Origin of the sequence: Pseudonocardia sp. SID8383 (genome assembly GCF_009864975.1) — a bacterium.
Lineage (GTDB): Bacteria > Actinomycetota > Actinomycetes > Mycobacteriales > Pseudonocardiaceae > Pseudonocardia > Pseudonocardia alni.
This window is the reverse complement of the sequence record NZ_WWFY01000093.1, coordinates 1-1125: the sequence shown is the minus strand read 5'-3', so window position 1 is coordinate 1125 and position 1125 is coordinate 1. Positions and strand designations below refer to the sequence as shown.

At 78.1% G+C, this 1125-nt stretch carries 1 protein-coding gene and 1 pseudogene; one reads left to right on the top strand and one right to left on the bottom strand.

The window, feature by feature from the left end; genetic code table 11:
• Positions 1–318, bottom strand: a pseudogene (locus GTW08_RS02190) (TIGR02569 family protein); the annotation flags it as partial.
• Positions 319–470: 152 nt separating this feature from the next.
• Here GTW08_RS02190 and GTW08_RS02185 point away from each other — a divergent pair.
• On the top strand, positions 471–974 hold the full coding sequence (locus GTW08_RS02185) for a hypothetical protein (RefSeq protein WP_161151323.1): 504 nt from the start codon (positions 471–473) through the stop codon (positions 972–974).
• The last annotated feature ends 151 nt before the right edge of the window (positions 975–1125 follow it).

Here is a 1125-nt window from a genome sequence, read left to right as displayed (position 1 = left end):
GTCGTGCCGCGGCTCGGGGACGCCGGGCACGTGCCGGGACGCGGCCCAGCCGCCCACGACCCACCGGCCGTCCGAGCTGCGGACGGGGCGGGCGAGGCGGACGCCGTCGACCTCGAGGTTCTCCAGGACCGTCGCCGACCAGGCGGCGACGACGTGGTCGGACACCGGCCGCAGCAGCACGTCGCCGCACTGCCAGGCCCGCTGGCCCGCCCACACGACGGGACGGGGGGACGTCTCGCGCACGCCGAAGGCGGTGCGGACGTGCTCGGGCAGGACGCTCGCGGCCGGCGCGGTGGCGAGCGTGCGGGCAGCGGTCACAGCGGGAACGGTACCCGCGTCATCGGCCCGCGATCGTCGCGCCACGCCCGAACCGCGCGACGCGCCACGACCGATCGGGTGAACGGTGGACCGATCGGGGCCGGTGGAGCGGCCACCGGGCCGCGCGCGGGGGCGCTCCCCACGGCCTCCAGGTGGACGGCTCCGTACGAGCCGGCCGCGGGCGGCCCCGTCAGTACCAGGAGCTGCCGCCGCCCTGGTCCGAGTCCGACCCCGACGACCCCGACGACCGCGAGCCGGAGTCCGAGGACGAGGAGCGGGAGCCGTCCGAGCTGCTGCTCCGCGACGACCCCGAGTCCGACGACCCCGAATCCGACGACCCCGAGTCCGAGGAGGACGAGGAGCCCGAGCCGGACGACCGGGACGACGACGAGCCCGAGTCCGACGACCGGGCGGACGAACCGGAGTCCGAGGACCGGGACGACCGCGACCCCGAGGACCCGGAGTCGGAGTCCGATCCGGAGGAGCGGGACCCGGAGGACCGTGAGTCCGATCCCGAGCCGTCGGAGGAGCCGGACGAGCCGCCGGACCGGGCCCCGGAGGACCCGCTGCGCTCGGCCATCTGCTCCGCCGCCTGCCGGTCGGCCTCCGCCAGCACCGGCGCCGCCGCCTCCCGCCCCATGGCGGACTCGACGTAGGACCCGGCCACGGCGCTGACGATGCCGCCGGAGCCGCGGCTCCCGCCGGACCCCTGCGCTCCCGAGCCGGAGCGCTCCGTGCCGGAGCTCTCCGACGGTGCGGTCGACGCGGGCGGGCTCGCAGCGGACGCGGCCGCGCGCGGCGAGGGCT